This window comes from Roseateles sp. GW821-FHT09G09, from assembly GCF_059415965.1.
On sequence record NZ_JBWKOG010000002.1, the window covers coordinates 809,307 to 828,005 of the forward strand.

Sequence of the window (18,699 nt, forward strand, 5' to 3'; positions counted from 1 at the left end):
GGCTGCTAGGTGGCTTGCCCAATTCGCGATGACGGCGATGACGGCGATGACGGCGATGACGGCGATGACGGCGAGGCCGGCGGCGCCAGCGGCGCCAGCGGCAGCCAGAGCCTGAAGCGAGTTCCCTGCGCGCCGGACAGCCAGTCCACGCGTGCCCCGATGGCCGCCGCGCGGCGCTGCTGATTCCGCAGACCGCGTCCGCCACCGCGGGCCAGCGTGGCCGCCACGTCGAAGCCCTGGCCGTTGTCGACGATCTCGACGCACACGCCGCCGTCCTGGGTCGAGGTGCTCAGGCAGATCTCCGACGCGCGTGTGTGGCGCAGCACGTTGGCGATGCTCTCCTGGACGATGCGCATGATGTGCAGCGCGCTCGCGGGCTCCAGCCATGGCAACGGCGGCACCTCGCGCACGTCCCAGCGCAGGGCGACGCCGCTGCCTTCCAGCCGCGGCTCCAGCCGGAAGCGCAAGGTCGCCAGCAGCAGCAGCAGGTCGGCCTCGACCGGCTCCATCGAATCGATCGTCAGCTTCAGGTCGTCGAGGCAGTCCTGCAGCACGCGCGCCATGTCCCGCTCAGGCAGCGCGCCGCGCTCGGCGCTGCGGATCGCGCCGATCAACGCCGCACCCAGGCCGTCGTGCATGTCCTGCATCAGGCGCTGGCGCTCGTCGCTGACCGCCTGCCGGCGCTCGATCTCGCGCAGGCGGCGGTGGCTCTCGCCGAGTTCGGCCTCGCGCGCGGCCAGCCGTTCGGCCAGGCTGGCGTTGAGGTCCTCCACGGTGGCGATCGCCTGGACGTAGCGGTGGTACATCAGCAGGCCGAAGACCGTCAACGCCACCGCGTTGGCATAGGCGCCGAGGTACCAGCCCTCGGGGCTGACGACGTTGTTCTGCAGTGCCCAGTCCGACATGCCCAGCAGCACGCACACGCCGATGCCGGCAGCCACGAGCCGGCCTTCGCGGGAGCTCTTCCAGGCGGCGCGCGCGCCCGCCGTGCCGACCACGATGCCCATGCCGGCGACGACGAGGTAGAGCAGCGGCGTCACGCGCGGCGTGTTGGGCAGCAGGCCGGGCAGTGGCAGCGTGGCGATGCCGACCAGCACCGTCACCGCCACCAGCGCGCGGGTCATGCCCCGCATCGGCTGGCCATGCAACGAGCGCAGGAAGAAGTGGACGACGGTCACCAGCCAGAACAGCGAGTTGACGGTGAGCCAGGCGAAGGTGTCGTTGGTGATCGGGAGCGAGACGTAGAAGTGCAGCCCGCGCAGGTAGGACGTCGCCGCCAGGTTGAAGAACAGCAGGTAGCCGGTCTCGTGCGGGCGGCGGATCCAGACGAACAGCGCGAACACGCCGATCGCCGCGAAGCCCGCGCCGAGGATCGCCGGCAGCTCCAGCTGCAGCCAGGCGCGCAGGTGATGGCGGGCGCGCAGCGCGTCGACGGGTCCCAGCCACAGGCTGGAGACGGCGACCTGGCTGCGGCCGGTGTGTTCCAGCCGGATCAGCAGCTCGCGCACCGGCCGGCCGTCCTCGGACGGCTCCAGCGACACCCACAGCGGCGTGCGGGTGCTGTTCCACAGCGGGCCCTGTTCCTGGGCGCGATGGACCAGGTGACCGTCGGCGTAGACGGCGAGGGTGCCGTCGGTCTTGATGCGCGCACCGTACAGGCCCAGCGGGCCCGCGAGCAGGCCGTGCGCACGACCTGGCGCCTGCGGCACGCGCACGCGGAGCCAGGTCGTGCGCACGGCGGCGTCGCCTTCGCGTGCGGCCTCGGCCTGGCTCAGCAGCGCCACCGGCAGGGCCAGCGGCAACGTCACCGGATGCCAGTCCTGCGGCAGCGCGTCGGCGTCCTGCGTCGCCGGCGGCGCGACGCGGCCAGGGCGCTCGGAGACCTGCCAGTCGGCTTCAGTCAGGTGCAGCGCGGGGCTGAAGGCGCGGTCGACGAAGGCGCCGAGCGCCACCGCCGCGACCACCGCCGCCAGCACCAGCGACGCGAGCAGCACCAGCCAGGCGACCGGGGACGGGCGCGGGGAAGCGCGGGAGGGCGTCACTCCGGCAGCCATCCCTGCGAGCGCGCCTCGAAGATGGCCTCGGCCTTGGAGCTCACCTTGAGCTTGCCGTAGATGCGGCGCACGAAGCTGCGCACGGTGAACGGCGACAGGGTCATGAGGTCCGCGATCTCGGCCGTCGAGAAGCCCTTGGTGATCAGGCCCAGGACCTCGTTCTCGCGGGCGGACAGCGGCGAGGCCTCGGCCGGGACGGCGCGCGCGGCGTCCTGGCGGAAGCGCGACAGCACCTTCCTGGCGATGATGGGGCTGATCGGGCTGCCGCCGGCGGCCAGGCTGCGGATCTCCTCGACGATGCGCGCCGGGACGCTGTCCTTGAGCAGGTAGCCCGAGGCGCCGGCCTCGATCGAGCGGATCACGTGGGTCTCGTCGCCGAAGTTCGTGCTGACCATGATGTGGCACGCGGGCCAGTCGCGCGCGGCGGCGCGGATGACGTCGATGCCGGAGCCGTCGGGCAGGCCCAGGTCCACCAGCAGCACGTCGGCCGGCGGACCGGCCAGCAGCGCCAGGCCCTCGGCGCGCGTGACCGCGCGACCCGCCAGGCGCATCCCCGGCGAATCCTCCACGACGCGGCAGAGGGCGTCGCCGAAGCCCGGATCGTCCTCGACCAGGACCACGTGGATGAGCGTCATGAGCGCATCGTACGGAGAGCCGTTGACGGTGGCGCCCGGGAGCGGCGCGGCGGGGGCGGTGGCGTGTGCGGTTTGCATCGGATGGCGATTGTCTGGCGCCGACGGGGTGGCCGTGTAGTCCATTCGTTCTACGCCGCCCGGGCGGACCCCCGCCTACGATCGCGCCGCTGCCAGGACAGCCTCCACGAGAGCACGACAACGAGCAAGAACAACGAGCAAGAACAACGAGGGATCGCCCGCGCACGCGGGCGGTTCGAGGGAATCCCGCATGCGTCCATTCCGTTCCGCCGTGCTCGGCGGCACCGCCCTGGCCTTGTCCGCCGGCGCGGCGCTGGCCCAGCAGAGTCCGCCGCAGGTCACGCCGCTGGCGCCGCAGGTCACGCCGCGCGATCTGCGCCCGCCCGAGCCGGCCGCGTCCGCCGCGCCGCTGCCGGTGCCCGCGCCCAACGCGGTGCCGGCGCAGGCGCGCGACCTGCAGGTCAGCGTCGACGAGGTGCGCTTCATCGACGGCTTCCCGGAACTGGCCGCGGCTTGCGCCACGCTGGCGGCGCCGCTGCGCGGTCGGCGCCAGACGGTGGCGGCGTTCTACCAACTGGCCGACGCCGTCGAGGCGCTCTACCGCGAGGCCGGTTATCCGCTGGTGCGCGTGGTCGTGCCGCCGCAGCAGGTGAAGGACGGCGGCGTCTTCGCACTGCGCGTGGTGGACGGCTACCTGGAGCGCATCGATGCCTCGGCCGTGCCTGAACGGGCGCGTCGGGCGGTCGAGCAGGCGTTGGCCGGCCTGCTGGGGCGCCGGCATCTGCGCGGCGAGGCGCTGGAGCGGGCGCTGACGCTGGCGGGTCGCGGACCCGGCCTGCAGATGCGCAGCGCGTTGGGCGCGGGCGAAGCGGTCGGCGGCACGGTGCTGGTGCTCGAAGGGGAACACGTCGGATCGGCGATCACCGTCTCGGCGGACCGACGCCTGAGCGAGTCGCTCGGCCCGTGGCAGACCACGGTCCAGCTGCGCCTGAACCAGGCGCTGGGCCGGGGCGAGCAGTTCTACACCTACGCCTCGGGCGGCAAGGACTGGGGCACCGCCTGGCGCGACGACGCGCCGCGGCGGGTGCTGGGCGGCGGCGCGATCCTGCCGCTGACGGCCGACGGCCTGAGCCTCAACCCCGAATTCACCGTGTCCGACACGCAGCCGCGCGCGCCCGCCGGCGCGCTGCGCTCGCGCAGCCAGCTCGAACGCTACAGCCTGCGCCTGATCTATCCGCTGCTGCTGACGCGGGCGCAGGAACTGACCCTCACCGGGACGTTCGACGCGAGCCGGCAGATCGACTCGCTGCCCGATTTCGACTTCGTCATGAGCGAGGACAAGCTGCGCGTCGGCCGCATCGCGGCGGACTACGTCCGCAACGGCGAGTCGGCGCGCCTGCGCGTGGGCGCGACGCTGTCGCGCGGTCTGCCCGGACTCGGCGCCCGCACGGCGGCCGACATCGCGGCCACCGGCGTGCCGGTGTCGCGCTACGGCGCGCGGCCCTACTTCACGAAGCTGGAGTTCAACGCCAGCGCCGAGGTCGAGCTGCCCTGGGGGCTGGGCGCGCGCACTTCGGCCAGGCTGCAGAGCGCGCTCGGCCACGTGCTGCCGAGCGCCGAGCTGTTCAGCCTGGACGGCGAGGACGCGCTGTCGACCTTCCGGTCCGGCGCCATCTCGGACGACAACGGCTGGACCCTGCGCCAGGAGGTGTCGCGGGCCTGGACGCCCACCGTCGGCGGCGCGGGCCTGCAGTTGCAGCCCTACGTCTTCGCGGCGATGGGACGGCCGTGGTCCGAATTCGCCGGCTCGCAGGGGCATCGCCTGGCCGCGTCCGGCGGCGCGGGCCTGCGCACGCGCTGGCGCGGCGCCGAGCTCTCCGTCGAGGCCGGCCGCCGCCGTTACCGCCCTTTCGGCCTGGACGAGTTCCAGGCGTTCGTGAAAGCGCAAGTCCAGTTCTGACGACCATGACACGCTCCCCGCATTCCTCCCGCGCCTCGACGCCGACCCGCCCGCGCCTGACGGCGCTGACCGCCGCCATCCTGGCCGGTCTGATGCCGTTGGCCGGCGCGCAGACGGCGGCGCCGTCGGTGCTGCCCGTACTGCCGAAGAGCGGCAGCGTCAGCGCCGGCCAGGCCACGATCGGCGCGCCGAACGGCAACCGGCTCGACATCCAGCAGCACTCGCAGCGCGCGGTGCTGCGCTGGGAGGCGTTCGCCATCGGCGCGGGCGGCGTCGTCAACTTCAACCAGCCCAACGCGCAGGCGTCGACGCTGAACGTCGTCACCGGCCCGTTGGGGTCCGAGATCGCCGGCACGCTGAAGGCCAACGGCAGCGTCTTCCTGATCAACCCGCAAGGCATCGCGATCACGGCGAGCGGCCTCGTCGATACGCGGGCCGGTTTCGTCGCCTCGACGCTGGGCTTGTCCGACGACGACTTCATGGCCGGGCGGCTGCGTTTCAACGGCCGCGGCGGCAACGTCCTCAATCAGGGGCGCATCGTCACCGGCGAAGGCGGCCAGGTCGCGCTCCTGGGCGGGCGGGTCGAGAACGACGGCCTGATCCTCGCTCCGCTGGGCAAGGTGGCGCTGGGCAGCGCCTCGGCCGCGACGCTGGACTTCTCCGGCGACGGCTTCCTGCAGGTGATGCTGCCGGCCGACGCCGTCGACGGCGACAGCCGGCCGCTGATCGGCAACGGCGGCCGCATCGAGGCCGGCCTGGTCGCGCTGCGCGCGTCGACCGTGCGCGAGGCCCTGCGCGAAGCGATCCACCTGCCGGGCACGATACGCGCCACGACGCTGTCGGGCGTGGACGGGTCCATCGTGCTCGACGGCGGCGCCGGCGGCACGGTGCGTGTCGGCGGCACACTGGATGCGTCCTCGGCGACGGCGGGCGGCGGACGCATCGACGTCACGGGGCATGACGTGACCCTCGCCGGCGCGACGCTCGATGCGAGCGGCGCCACGCGCGGCGGTCTCGTGCGCGTGGGCGGCGCCTTCCAGGGCGGACGCGCGGACGCGGCGCTGGCGGACACCGACGGGCGCTACCTCGGCCGCTTCGGCGTGCTGCCGCTGCTGGCCGCCGCCGACCGCGTCGGCATGGACGCGGACAGCCGCATCGACGTCGCCGCGCACGACGCGTCGGGCGTCGGCGGGACCGCGATCGTGTGGAGCGCGAGCGCCACCCGGATGCTGGGTCGGATCGACGCGCACGGCGCGGCGGCGGGCGGCGCGGTGGAGATCTCGTCCGCGTCCACGGTGCAGGCGGTGGCGCTGGACCGGCTGGTGCTGGGCCGCGGCGCGCGGCTGCTGCTGGACCCGCAGGACATCGTCATCGGCGACGCGGCGGCGGCCACGCCGCCCGGCGACATCGGCTTCACGGACAACCCCGCCGGGACGACGACGCTGAATTCCGGCGACCTCGCGTCGCTGCTGGGCGCGGGCGTCGACGTGCGCCTGCAGGCCAGCCAGGACATCACCTGGTCGACCTTCTTCACCGGCATCTCCCGCGGTCCCGGCGGCGCGGCGGCGGGCGACCTGACGCTGGCGGCGGGCCGCTCGGTGCTGCTCAGCGGCGCCTTCAGCAACGGCGGCGGCCACTGGACCATCACCGCCAACGACACGGCGGCCCACGGTGTCGTCAATGCGGAACGCGGCGCGGGGCTCGCTTCGCTCGACCTGGGTGGCGCGAACTTCATCACCGACAACGGCCCGCTCACGCTGCTGATGGCCGACGGCGCCGGCAACACCGAGCGCAATGCCGGGGCGTTGCGGCTGGGCGGGTTCGCGGGCGAATCGCTGTCGGCGACGGTGATGCCCACGGCCAGTTCCGGCGGCCCGATGCCGGTGCCGATCGTCATCGGCGGCAACGTCTCGGTCGCCGGCACGGCGACGCTGAGCGGCGCCCTGAAGGTCAGCGGCGGGAGCCGGATCGAGGGCCATGCCGTCGACTGGACCACCGAGGCCACCGACACCATCGTGGGCGAGGGGCTGTTCCGATTCGTCGAGGACGGCGTCGTCACGCGTCTGGCGCGTCTGGGCGGCGTCGACGCGACGCGCGTGGCGCTGGGCAACGGCGTCGGCGGCGCGGTCACGCGCGTCTACGGCGATGCCGATCCGGACGCCGAGCACCTCGGCCGCGCGCCGGTGCACCAGGTGGGCGGTCCGGCGGCGACGCTGGACGGGCTGTTCCTGCCGGGCTCGCTGTCGGTCAGCGGCCCCGGCGTGACGGCGGCCGCGGGCAGCGGCACGCTGACGCTGGCGGGGACCGGCGCGGCGGCGTTCGATCCGGGCGTCGTCGGCAACTTCTTCGTCGACATGCGCAGCGCCACGATGCCGCTGACGATCACGCGCCGCACGCTGACGCCGACGGTCGCCGCCGGCAACGCCGTCTACGGCGCGCCGGCGTCGGTCGTGAGCCTGACCGGCATCGTGAACGGCGACAGCGTCGCGCCCATCGCCACGCTGGGCGGGCAGGGCGGGGTCGCGATGACGGCCAACGGCGCCGGCTACGGTTTCGGCGAGCGCGTCGGCGCCGGTACCTGGAACTTCGCGTTGACGGGCCTGGGCGGCGCGGCGGCCTCCAACTACGCGATCGATCTGAGCGGGAGCGTGAGCGCGACGCTCACGATCGCGCCCAAGCCGGTGAGCTTCTTCGTCGGCAACGCGGCGCAGACTTACGGGACCGCGTCGGCGTTGCCGATCTCGCTGCTCACCGGCGTGCTCTCCGGCGACGACGTGAGCGGCGTCATCGGCCTGAGCGCGGGCGGGTCGCCGGTCGCGGCGAGCGCGCGTCTGGCGGCCGGCAGCTACGCGGCCTCCGTGACCACGCTGGCCGGCGCTGCGGCGTCGAACTATGTGCTCGCCGTGAGCGGCAACAGCGACGGCGTGTTCCGCGTCGATCCGAAGGCGCTCACCTGGTCGGTGACCGATGCCGGCAGTGTCTACGGCACGCTGGCCACGCTGGGCGTCGCGACGCTGGGCGGTGTGCTCGCCGGCGACGTCGTGACGGGGACCGTCGCCGCCAGCGCCGACGGCAGCACGCCGTTCTCGCTGGCCGCCAACACGCGCGCCGGCACCTATGCCGAGATCGTGACCGGCCTGGGCGGCGCCCAGGTGGGCAACTACACGCTGGCCGGCGGCGGCAATGCGGCGGGACGACTCGTCGTCGCGCCCAAGACGCTCACCTACGTCGGCGGCAGCATCGAGCAGATCTACGGCCAGACGCTGCAGACGCCCGGGCTGGTCGGGCTGCTGGCAGGCGACACCGTCGTCGGCACGCAGCGCTTCGATGTCATCGAGACCGCCGTCGCCATCGGCAACTCCTCGGCCTGGCCCGTGGGCCATTACGTCACCAGCGTCGCCGGGCTGACCGGCGCCGACGCCGGCAACTACGTCATCGCGGGCAGCGGCAATTCGGCGCTGGACATCGTCGTCAAGCCCAAGCCGCTGACCTATGTCGCGACCAGCGGCGGCAACGTCTACGGCTCCTCGCCCGTCGCGAGCAGGCCTGTGCTGAGCGGCATCGTCGGCGGCGATGAGGTCGAGGCCCTGCCGAGGCTCGACATCGGCGGCACTCCGCAGTCGCTGTCGGCGACCACGCATGCCGGCACGTACACCTTCGGTGCGACGACGGCCTCGCTGAACGGCGCGGCCGCCGGCAACTACGTGATCGCGGCGAGCGGCAACACGCCGGCCAGCTGGGTCGTCTCACCCAAGCCGCTGAGCTGGAGCGTCTCCGCCGGCAGCGCGATCTACGGCGACCTTCCCACCGTCGCGGGCAGTTCGACCTTGCTCACCGGCGTGCTGCCCGGCGACAACGTCGGTGCGCTGCTGACGGCGCTGGACGGCGGCGGCGGCGTCGTGGCGCGGCCGACCGTGGGCGGCAACTGGTGGGCGGGCGTCAACGCCCTCATCGGCGCGGATGCGGGCAATTACACGCTGGCCGGCTCCGGCAACGCCGTCGGCGCGCTGACGGTGACGCCGCGGCCGGTGAGCTTCGCGACGGCCAATGCCAGCTCGGTCTACGGCAACCTCGCCACGCTGGGCGCGGTGACGCTGGGCAACGTGCTCGCGGGCGACACGGTCGGCTACACGACGGCGCTGCTGTCCGGCATCACGCCGGTGGCGCTGACCGATCGCACGCATGCCGGCGTCTACACCGAGGCGGTCGTGGCGATCACGGGCAACCCGAACTACATGCTGGCCACGACCGGCAACGCGGCCGGCACCTTGACGGTCCAGCCGCGCCCGATCAGCTATATCGCGCAGGATGCGTCGGGCACGTACGGCACGACGCCGACCCTCGGTGCCGCGTCGCTGCTGGGCGTGCTGTCCGGCGACACGGTGAGCGCCGGTCCCGCCGTGTTGATGGCCACCGGCGCCGCGCCGACCGACCGGACGAACGCGGGCAACTGGACGCTCGGCCTGCGTGGCCTGACCGGCGCGGACGCGTCCAACTACGTGGCGACGGATGTCGGCTCGACGACGGCCACGCTGACCGTCGCGCCCAAGGTCGTGACCGTCACCGTGGACGGCTACTTCCAGAACGTCCGGTACAGCACCATTGCGCCGGACGGCACGTTCTCCACCTTCAACCCGAGCTACGGCATGGTCGGCTCGGACCTGCCGATCGCCCGGGGGGCCGTCGACGGCTTGCTGGCGGGGGACCAGGTCTCGGTCGTCACGAGCGTCTCGGCGATGCCGCGATCGAGCAGCGGCGCGCTCAACGTCGGCACCTACACGATGACCGGCACCGGCCTGACCGGCGCCGACGCGGGCAACTACGTGATGGCCGGCACCGGCAACCGGGGCGCGACGCTCACGGTGAGTCCGATCGCGATCACCGGGACCGCCTGGCTGCAGGGGCCGAACGGCCTCGTGAACCTGTCGACCTACGGCAGCTCGGACCAGTACAGCTTCCGGTCCTCGTTGTCGAACGAACTGCGGCCTGGCGACCAGGTGTCCGTCGACGCCTGGTTGACCCTGCCCAGCGGCAACGTGACGACGGCCCCCGCGCGCCTGCCGGTGGGCAGCTACGCCACCGGCGGCGCGCTGCAAGGCGCCGATGCCGGCAACTACACGCTGAGGCCGTCGTTCGGCGACTTCGTCGTGCGGCCGAAGCCGGTCACCGTCACGACGTCCGACACGACGTCCACCTACGGCGACGTGCCGCGGATGCCGACCAGCAGCCTCAACGGCGTGTTGTCGGGCGACCAGGTCGCCGCACTGACCAGCCTCTTCGATCCGGTGAGCCTGTGGGAACGGACGCCGTCGGGCCGGTATCCGGTCCGCGTCGACGGGCTGGGCGGCGCGGACGCGGCGAATTACGTGATCGCGCCCGGCAACGGGATACCGCCCGATCTGCCCGCGTCCAACGTGGGCTACATGAACGTCCTGAAGCGCGAGATCGGGCGGTCGCTGGACAGCGGCAGCCTGGACATCCTCTACGGCGGCAGCCTGCCGGCGCTGCACCTGACCACCGGGATCCTCCCGGGCGACGAGGTCAACCTCGGCACGGTGGCCGTCGCCACGCAACTGCAGGGGCGATCCGTCGGTCCGGGCTTCGAGTACGCGATCGACGACAAGCTCAACGTCGGCAGCTACCTCTACGTCGCGCGACTTTCGGGGCGCGACGCGGCGAACTACTACACGGCCAGCGGCTCGACCGGCATCGCGGTGATCACGGTGGCGCCCAAGCCGGTCACCGTCTCCGTCGGCGCGATCAGCACCGTCTACGGCAGCTACGTCGCGCCGGCGGTGACGGTGTCGGGGCTGATCGGCAACGACGCGCTGTGGGTCAAGCCGGATTTCCACATCGTCAACAACGCGGGTGAGATCAGCTACGGCGACCGCACTGCCGCGGGGGACTACCTGCAGGTGGTGCTCGGCCTGAAGCAGGAAGGCCGCCAGGACACGGTCATCGACTTCAGCAAAAACTATCGCTTCGTCTCCACGGACGGCGCGACGGCACCGCTGAGCATCGCCCGCAAGTCGCTGGTCTTCACGCCGGCCAGCGTGGCGAGCGTGTACGGCGATCCGGCCAAGCTCGGCGCGCTGACGGGCGTGCTGGCCGGCGACGACGTCGGCGTGCGCGTCGATGCCGGCGGGGCCTTGCAGAGCCAGGCGGTCGGCAAGGGCAACGATCCGCTGCTCTATGCGCCGCGCCTGGACGTCGGCGGCTATGACTGGACCGGCTCGTTGACCGGCGCGCAGAACGGCAACTACGCGGTGAGCCTCCTCGGCGGGACCTTGACGGTCGCGCCGCGGCCGGTGACCTACGGCATCGGCGCGACGGGCTATACCTACGGTGGGTACGTGCACGACTGCACCCGAACCGGCTGCACGCCGTGGGGCCTCCCGGTCGACGGTGGCGTGAACCTCGGCAGGGCGACCTTCGAGAACGTCCTGCCGGGCGACGCGATCGACGGCACGATCGGCCTGGTCGACTTCGCGGGCAATGCGTTCGCGGCGGATCGTTTCACCCATGCGGGCCAGTACTTCAAGGTCGTGACCGGTCTGACCGGCGCGGCGGCCAAGAACTACCGCATCGCCGACAGCGGCAGCCTGCCGGGCCTGCTGACCATCAGCCCGATGTCGCTGAGCTACAGCGTCACCAGCGCCATCTTCTTCAACGAACTCGTCGGTACGCCGGGCATCGCCACGCTGCGCGGGCCGGACGGTCCCTTCAGCGGCCCGGACGTTCATCCGGTGGTCACCGCCTACGACCCGCAGGGCAAGCCGGTGAGCGACCTCAGCCATCTGGTGCCCGGCCGTTATGTCTTCCGCGTCACCGGTCTGGCCGGCGCCGACGCGAGGGACTTCCAGATCCTCGGCTCGGGCTACGGCGGCTATCCCTACACCGCCAACGACCCCGGGACCCTGGACGTGTTCACGTCGGCCATGTTGGGCGGCAGCTTCAGCGACACGGCGCAGCAGATCCCGACGATCCCGCCGTTGCCGCAGCCCGCGCCTGCGGTGGTGCCGCCGCCGCTGACCGGCTGGACCAGCAGCAGCTCCGGCCAGACGGAGGACTTCGGTCGGCACATCACCGGTACCGGCGTCGCTGTGGACGCGACGGTCGGACCGATGGGCGGCGGCGCCGGCGTCACGGCCAGCGGCGCGGTGCAGACCGGCGTGACGATCGGCGGCGTGGACCTGTCCACGCAGGCCAGCGGCGAGATCACCGCCCTGGCCAAGTTCGGCATCACCGGCGTGAAGCTGGAGGCCAACGCCAGCGGCCACGTCGATGTGACGATCACCGCCGGCCCCGGCTACGTCACCTTCGGCGCGCAGGGCGAGGCCTACGCGATCGGGCGCGTCGGCATCACCGGCGTGCAGCTCGGTGCGGAGGCGCGTGCGGGCGCGTCGGCGCAGGCGGGGGTGGGAGGCAACGTCGACGGACTGGGCGACGCCCGCCTGAGCACGACGGTCAGCACCTTCGTCTACGCCCGCACCGACCAGGAACTGAAGTTCGGCCTGGACGGCGTGACGCAGCGCTTCGACAACGCGGTCGGGGTCGGCTCCTCGGTCGGCGTCGCCGGCGGCGTGACGGGCAGCACGGGCGCGGTCGGCGGCGGCGCGACGGTCTACTCGCCGGGATCGATCGGCGGCACCTTCAACTATTCGATCGGCATCTCGGACGGCGCGATCAGCGTGTCGCTGGACCTGGGCGCGCAGCTGGGCTTCGGCGGGCTGGGGCTGTCGCTGAACTTCTCGATCGACCCGATGGGCCTCGCGGAGGCGATGTTCGACAACGCCGCGGGCCGCGCGGTGTTCAACGTCCTCGGCTTGAACCACAGCGAGCCGGACAACCATTACTCGGCGGCCGACAGCAGTTATGCCGCGTCGATCACGGATGCGGCGGCGCGCTTCAAGTACCTGGACGAGAACCCCCGCTGGAAGGATCGGCCGTGGAACTACCTCTATGACGAAGGGGTCCGCAAGACCTGGGACAGCATGCAGGCCTTCTACACCGGCTACAGCTCGATGGTCAGCCGCACACAGGCGCTGATCAAGAAGGAGCAGGCTGACCAGGCGACCTTCCTGAACCTGCTCAAGACCAATCCGCAAGCGGCCATCGACATGGCGCACAGCTCCGACTTCGCGGGCGCCAACCAGCGCGAGGAAGCCGCGCTGCGCGGCATGGCCAACAGCATGGGCGTGCAACTGGCCGTGGTGGACGGCAAGGTCACCTACGTCTCGCCGACCGGCCCTTGAGGACCATTCGAATGAACTTCCTTCTCCGATTCTCTCGATTTCCCCGATTCCCCCGACTTTCCCCAACCCCGCGCCTGCGGGCCGGCATGGCCGGAGTCGCCGCCGCGGCGGCGATGGCCTCGGTCGTTCCCGTGGCGCAGGCCGCCGACATGCCTTTCGAAATCTCGCTCACCGGCCAGCCCGCCCGTTATCTCGTCGAGGGCCGTCCCTATGCGATCACCGGTCACGGCGAGGCGCGCTTCGGCATGAGCCTCGCAGAGGTCCGCGCCGCGGTCGCGCGGGACTATCCCGAGACCGTGTCGCCGCCGCACGAGTACGTCGACCCCGACAGCGGCGCCGTCGACCTGACGGTGCGCGTCGCCGCGCTGCCGCGGGTGCCGGCGCCGACGCCGGTGCTGATCCGCTACCGCTTCGGCGCGGCCAGCGCGCGGCTGGTGGCGATCGACGTGGAGTGGACCACCGACGGTCCGTCGACGTCGGCGCAGCGCGCGGGGCTGGTCGAGGCGGCCCGCGCCGTCGGCGCGACGATGGCCGGCTGGCGCTGGCCGCCGCTGGCGACGCGTCGCGGCCATCTGCTGCCGGACGGGACGCTGATCGTGTTCTCGGGCAAGGACTTCCAGGGCGCGGGCGCGGAGATCCGGCTGCTGGGCGTGGATGTGGACGTGGAGGCGCGGGGGCGCACCGCGAGCTCGCCGGCGCGGGCGCGCGAGCATCGCGTCGCATCGGCGGGGCCGTCGCAGCTGCGACTGCGGATGGTGGCGAACGCCGACCGGCCCGATCCCTATCCGGCGATGGATCCCGCTTCGGCGGCCGCGTCGACGACGGCCGCGGGCGCTTATCGGGTCTCGGGATTCCGCTCGGCACTGTTCGGCATGGACGAGACGAGCCTGCGCGGCGCCATCCAGCGCGACTTCAGGGCGATGCCGCAGGCGATCCGTGTCGTCGAAGACCCGAAGGCGAGCCCGCGCGCCCTGGTGCTGCGACTCGACCGGTTGGAGCCCGGCCCGGTGCCCGCGACCGTGACCTACATCCTGGACCAGGCCTCGGGCCGGCTGACCCACGTCAACGTGGTGTGGACGACCGACGCCGCCCCCGACGAGGCGTTGCGCCTGCGCATGGCGGATGCAGGCGGGCAACTGGCCCGCGCGTTCCAGCAGCTGGGCTGGCGGCCGGGCACCACCGTCTCGAAGATGGAGGCGGACAACCGGCAGGCGCTGCTGTTCGCCGGCGTCGACGCGCAGGGCGGGGCGCTGGAACTGCGGATCTCCGGGGTGCCGATGCAGCGCGCGGGACAGGCGCCGGTGGTACCCGAAGGCCCCGCGGTACTGCGCGCGGCGTTCTACGCCCACACCACGAAATGATGTAAACGGTGCCTGCAGCGTGCATATCTGACACTGACGCCTCTCCCGGCGGGGGAGCCGATGAACACGGCTGCGCGGCTTCGTCTACCGTCCGATCCATCATGTACACGCTGCTCCACGACGATGAGGTCGGCATCGACGCCAATCCCGACCTGATGCATGTCCGGATCGACGACGGCCGTCTCTGGCTGTCCGACGACGCCCGGGAAGACATCGAGGTCTGCGCCGGCTACTGCCCGGACACGGACAGTCCCATCCAGATGCTGAACTTCCTGCGCGCAGCCTGCGTGCGGCTGCAGCACGTGGACATGGACGGCGAGGAGGCGGAACACGCCTTCATGTCGTTCTGCGTGCTGAAGGGCCTGGAGCATGCGATCGAGACCCACTGGCAGGGGGCCGAGACGGTCGGCGAGTTCCGCCCGGAGCGGCTGCTGATGGCGTTCACCACGCCGGTGTCGCCGTACGGCAGCCTGATGCTGCATTGATGCTGCATTGATGCCGCATTGATGCCGCATTGATGCGTATGGGAGGGGGATGCTCCCCCCAAAGAACGAAACGCCGGACGCGATTGCGTACCGGCGTTTTTCATTGCGGCGCAGCGATCGCCCGTGAGGGCGATCGGACGCGCAGCGGGCAGTCAGTCCATGCGGAACGCGAAGTCCTGTTGGAAGCGGTGCTCGCCGGGGCAGACGTAGCGCGACTTCAGCGTGCCCTCGATCGCATTGGAGAACGCGCGTCGGGTGCGGGCGTCCATCGATCCGCCGAGCGCCTGCAGCTGCACGGCGACGACGCGGCCGCCCTGCACGTCGGCCACGGCGCGGAACACCGCCTCACCGGTCCAGTTCACCGCGGGCATCTCCGGCGCCGCCATCTGCGTGCAGATTGCGCCGGCCGTCTTGATGGTGGTGACCGGCGGCGTCTTGACGGGGATCGTTTCCTGCGTGGGGCTGGTGTCCTTCACCTCGAAGGGGGTGTTGGTCCGGCCATCGGAGACCCCCACGGCGACGACCACCGGTTCCTTCGTCGGGGTGATGTCCACGGGGGGAATCGGTACCTCGACCACACGCGGCATCGGGATCGCCGGTTCGGGGATGCGCAGCGGTTCGACCGGCTTGGGCTTGTTTTCGGGCTCGTCGATCGTCTTGACCTGGATGAGCGGCGGCGCCTCGGCGGCGTGGCGCTGGAAGCCCTTGACCAGGGCGCCCACCATCAGCAGGTGGACGAGGCCGACCAGGACGAGCCCGGTGGTGCGGGCGTTCGGAGCGTGCATCGACATGCGTGTTCCCTCCCCATCGAAACGATGGCTGCGTGGTTGCGAAGACTCAATCTGTTGAGAATTGTTGAGAACGGTTCTCGACTACGCCGGCATGTCTGCAGACTAGCCACGCGGGCATGGCGACGCAATCGCGTGTTCCGGAAAACAACGCGCTTCGGGGGAGGGGAAAGCCCGCGTGGGCGGAGAGGGGGAGAGCGGCGACGCTCAGCTGTTGAGCAGCACCATCAACGCGCCGCTGCCGCCATCGCTGGCGCGGGCCTGGACGAAGGCCAGGACTTCCTGCTTCTGGACGAGCCAGCGGCGCACGCGTGCCTTCAGCACGGGCTCGCGACCGGGAGAACCGTTGCCCTTGCCGTGGACCACGCGCACGCAGCGCAGGCCGCGCCGGGCGCTGTCGTGGATGAAGAGGCCCAGCGCCTCGCGCGCCTGATCGCGGCGCAGGCCGTGCAGGTCGATCTGCGCCTGCAGCGCCCAATGGCCGCGTCGCAGCTTGCGCACCGATTCGGCCGAGATCTCGGGTCTGCGGAACGACAGCGTCTCGTCCGTCTCCAGCAGCGAGTCGACGTCGAAATCGTCCGACAGCGCCTGCTTCCAGGCCATCTGCTCGTCGAGCTCGCGCTGGCGCGGCTCCGGCTCGGGCCGACCGGCGTTCAGGATCACCCGGTTGGTCTCCGGCAGCGGCACGACCACGCCGACGGTGCGCTCGAAGATGCGGGCTTCCTCGTCGCGCAGCCGCGCAAGCGCGGCCTCGCGCTCGCGGCGCTCTTCCTCCGCGCGTTGGCGGAGCTTCAGTTCTCGGTGCAGCGTCTGCAGGTCTTGCAGGCTGCGCAGTCGGTCGGTCACAGCAGGCCCAGGTCGGTCAACGGTACGGCGTCGCCCGCGCCGACGATGAAGTGGTCCAGTACTTTCACATCCACCAGTGCCAACGACTGCAGCATCACGTGGGTGAGCTTGACGTCCTCGGGGGACGGCTTGGTACTGCCGGACGGATGGTTATGAACCAGGATGACGGCGGCGGCGTTCAAGACCAACGCGCGCTTCACCACCTCGCGGGGATAGGCAATGGTATGGGAAAGGGTGCCATGGAACAGGGTCTCCAGGGCGATGAGCCGATGTTGGATGTCCAGGAACATGACGGCGAAGCATTCATAGTGCAAGTCGCCGAACTGCAGTCGCAGGTAGGTGCGGACAGATTCCGAGGATTCAAAGACAGGCACATCCTCCAGAGGTCCCCGCAGGGATCGACGCGCCATTTCCGTGATGACGAGCAACTGGCTGCGCTTCCCGGGCCCCAGGCCCTTGATGCGGCTCAGCGCGGCGTCATCCGCTTGCATCAGCTTATGGAGACCACCGAAATGCTTGAGGACCCTGGCGGACAGATGAAGGACGGATTCGCCGCGAAGCCCGGTGCGCAAGATGAGGGAGAGCAGCTCGCAGTCGGTCATGGCGGCAGGGCCGAGGGCAGTCAAGCGTTCACGTGGACGGACTTCGGGGGGCAGGTCTGAAAGGGGCATGGCGCGTCTTGGCGGGAGGACCTTGGCGCTCCAGCCTAAAATCACGCCTCGATTCCCAAAATCCCCCTGACTAGTGACCCTCGTTCAACCCGGATCCTTCCTGACCCTGCACTACCGGCTGAGCGGGCCGGACGGCCAGGACCTGATCAACACGTTCGCCGACAAGCTGCCGGCCACGCTGACGCTGGGCGCCGGCGAATTGGCGCCCGCGATCGAGGCGCGCCTGGTCGGCCTGGCCGAGGGCACGCACACCCGCGTCGAACTGGCGCCGGGCGAGGCTTTCGGCGAGCGCAACCCCGAGCTGCTGCAGCGCGTGAAGCGCGCGCTGATGCGCCAGCTGGGCGATCCGGACGAGGACTACCACGTCGGCGACGTCGTGCAGTTCCCGACGCCGGACGGCCAGGGCCAGTACGCCGGCGTGGTGCGCGAGCTGGGGGAGGACTGGTTGCTGTTCGATTTCAATCACCCGTTGGCGGGACAGCCCGTCAGCTTCGAGGTGCAGCTGATCGGGGTGCTGTGATGACGGCGATGGACGTGAACATGAAGGACATCGTGCTGGCCGAGCCGCGCGGTTTCTGCGCCGGCGTGGACCGCGCGATCGAGATCGTCGAGCGCGCGCTGAAGAAGTTCGGCGCGCCGATCTACGTGCGGCACGAGATCGTGCACAACACCTACGTGGTCAACGACCTGAAGGCCAAGGGCGCGATCTTCATCGAAGACCTGACCGAGGTGCCCCCGGGCGCGACGCTGGTGTTCTCGGCCCATGGCGTCAGCCAGGCGGTGCGCCAGGAAGCGCAGGCGCGCGGTTTCCAGATCTTCGACGCGACCTGCCCGCTGGTGACCAAGGTCCACGTCGAGGTGGCCAAGCTGCACCGTGAGGGCTACGAGTTCATCATGATCGGCCACAAGGGCCACCCCGAGGTCGAGGGCACGATGGGCCAGCTCAGCGACGGGATCTACCTCGTCGAGGAAGCCTCGGACGTGCCGCACGTGCGGGTCAAGGATCCCAGCCGGCTGGCGGTGGTCACGCAGACGACGCTCAGCGTCGACGACGCGGCCGAGATCCTGCGCGCCGTGAAGAAGCACTTCCCCGAGGTCCGCGAGCCGAAGAAGCAGGACATCTGCTACGCCACGCAGAACCGGCAGGATGCCGTGAAGGTGATGGCGCCGCAGGTCGACGTGGTGGTGGTGGTCGGCAGCCCGACCAGCTCCAACAGCAACCGCCTGCGCGAACTGGCGGAGCGCCTGGGCACGCCGGCCTACATGGTCGACGCCGCCGAGGACGTGCAGGCCGAATGGCTGGACGGACGCTCGAAGGTGGGCCTTACCGCGGGGGCCTCGGCGCCGGACGTGCTGGTGCAGGCCGTGATCGCGCGTCTGCGCGAGCTGGGGGCGACCACGGTGCGCACGCTGCCGGGCGTCGAGGAGCACGTGCGCTTCCCGCTGCCGATGGGGCTGGGCGACAAGTCCATGGCCGAAGTCACCAGCGGTCGATCTTGATCGTCGCGGCCACCCTCTTCCGAGGGGCGCCGCCAAGTTCCGGATGAGCTCCCCGTCGAGCGCCCGCTGATCGACATTCCCCCTTCATCGCCGACGCCCCTCCGAAGAGGGCCGCCGTCGGCGCAG

At 71.3% G+C, this 18,699-nt stretch carries 11 protein-coding genes; 6 read left to right on the plus strand and 5 right to left on the minus strand.

From position 1 onward, the window contains the following. Positions 1 to 5: 5 nt before the first annotated feature. Both AC07O8_RS08390 and AC07O8_RS08395 read right to left on the minus strand, forming a co-directional pair. On the minus strand, positions 6 to 2,054 hold the full coding sequence (locus AC07O8_RS08390; RefSeq protein WP_495047561.1) for a sensor histidine kinase: 2,049 nt from the start codon (positions 2,052 to 2,054) through the stop codon (positions 6 to 8). Next, on the minus strand, positions 2,039 to 2,689 hold the full coding sequence (locus AC07O8_RS08395; protein ID WP_495047624.1) for a response regulator: 651 nt from the start codon (positions 2,687 to 2,689) through the stop codon (positions 2,039 to 2,041). The genes AC07O8_RS08390 and AC07O8_RS08395 overlap by 16 nt, the downstream gene beginning before the upstream one ends. Positions 2,690 to 2,957: 268 nt before the next feature. On the opposite strand from AC07O8_RS08395, the gene AC07O8_RS08400 reads away from it, so the two are divergent. From AC07O8_RS08400 to AC07O8_RS08415, 4 genes are all read left to right on the plus strand, one after another. Then, positions 2,958 to 4,667, plus strand: coding sequence for a ShlB/FhaC/HecB family hemolysin secretion/activation protein (locus AC07O8_RS08400; protein WP_495047562.1), 1,710 nt, complete (start codon positions 2,958 to 2,960; stop codon positions 4,665 to 4,667). A gap of 5 nt (positions 4,668 to 4,672) precedes the next feature. Next, complete coding sequence (locus AC07O8_RS08405) at positions 4,673 to 12,922, plus strand: two-partner secretion domain-containing protein (protein WP_495047563.1); 8,250 nt, start codon at positions 4,673 to 4,675, stop codon at positions 12,920 to 12,922. A gap of 86 nt (positions 12,923 to 13,008) precedes the next feature. Beyond that, complete coding sequence (locus AC07O8_RS08410; protein WP_495047564.1) at positions 13,009 to 14,283, plus strand: hypothetical protein; 1,275 nt, start codon at positions 13,009 to 13,011, stop codon at positions 14,281 to 14,283. 101 nt (positions 14,284 to 14,384) lie between these two features. Continuing rightward, on the plus strand, positions 14,385 to 14,768 hold the full coding sequence (locus tag AC07O8_RS08415) for a hypothetical protein (protein WP_495047565.1): 384 nt from the start codon (positions 14,385 to 14,387) through the stop codon (positions 14,766 to 14,768). Positions 14,769 to 14,920: 152 nt separating this feature from the next. Here AC07O8_RS08415 and AC07O8_RS08420 read toward each other — a convergent pair whose 3' ends face one another. The 3 genes from AC07O8_RS08420 to radC form a co-directional block, all read right to left on the minus strand. Next, positions 14,921 to 15,559, minus strand: a complete 639-nt coding sequence (locus AC07O8_RS08420; RefSeq protein ID WP_495047566.1) for a hypothetical protein — start codon at positions 15,557 to 15,559, stop codon at positions 14,921 to 14,923. Between the two features lie 204 nt (positions 15,560 to 15,763). Beyond that, entirely contained in the window at positions 15,764 to 16,402 is a 639-nt protein-coding gene (locus AC07O8_RS08425) for a Smr/MutS family protein (protein ID WP_495047567.1), read from the minus strand. Further along, positions 16,399 to 17,073 (minus strand): RadC family protein, encoded by a 675-nt coding sequence (gene radC, locus AC07O8_RS08430; RefSeq protein WP_495047568.1) that lies wholly within the window; start codon positions 17,071 to 17,073, stop codon positions 16,399 to 16,401. Before radC ends, AC07O8_RS08425 begins: the two co-directional genes overlap by 4 nt. Before the next feature lie 73 nt (positions 17,074 to 17,146). On the opposite strand from radC, the gene AC07O8_RS08435 reads away from it, so the two are divergent. Then, complete coding sequence (locus AC07O8_RS08435) at positions 17,147 to 17,593, plus strand: FKBP-type peptidyl-prolyl cis-trans isomerase (RefSeq protein WP_495047569.1); 447 nt, start codon at positions 17,147 to 17,149, stop codon at positions 17,591 to 17,593. Further along, the gene (ispH, locus tag AC07O8_RS08440; protein WP_495047570.1) at positions 17,593 to 18,573 is read left to right on the plus strand and encodes a 4-hydroxy-3-methylbut-2-enyl diphosphate reductase; all 981 of its coding nucleotides are present in this window, start codon (positions 17,593 to 17,595) and stop codon (positions 18,571 to 18,573) included. Before AC07O8_RS08435 ends, ispH begins: the two co-directional genes overlap by 1 nt. Positions 18,574 to 18,699 lie beyond the last annotated feature (126 nt).